This window comes from Aminobacter sp. MET-1, from assembly GCF_026521175.1.
In the GTDB taxonomy this organism is placed as follows: Bacteria; Pseudomonadota; Alphaproteobacteria; order Rhizobiales; family Rhizobiaceae; genus Aminobacter.
The window spans coordinates 1-278 of record NZ_JAMSHL010000092.1 but is presented as its reverse complement, the minus strand read 5'-3'; the positions used below and the strand labels follow the sequence as shown (position 1 = coordinate 278).

The window sequence follows — 278 nt, the reverse complement described above, 5'->3', positions numbered from 1 at the left end:
CTGCCCACCGAAGGAACCATCAGCATGCGCTGGACACTGCTGATGATGATTCAAGAGCTCGCCAGGCACGCAGGTCACGGAGACATCCTCCGTGAGCAGATCGATACCGCCGGTCAGGCTGACAACACCCCGTCCTGACACCGCACCAACCGGGCACCACGCATTCGTGTTTGGACGCCGAGATGTAAAGACGACAACGTCGTCCGTGCAGGTATCGCCCAGCCGTGCGGGGGACTGCCCGAGCGAAACGTGCTGCTGCACAGCACATGCAGCTATCC

The 278-nt window shown here is 61.5% G+C and carries 1 protein-coding gene; it reads left to right on the top strand.

The annotated features are described in order from the left end of the window. Positions 1-138, top strand: coding sequence for a DUF664 domain-containing protein (locus tag NDO48_RS30615; RefSeq protein WP_416377231.1), 138 nt, complete (start codon positions 1-3; stop codon positions 136-138). Positions 139-278: the final 140 nt, after the last annotated feature.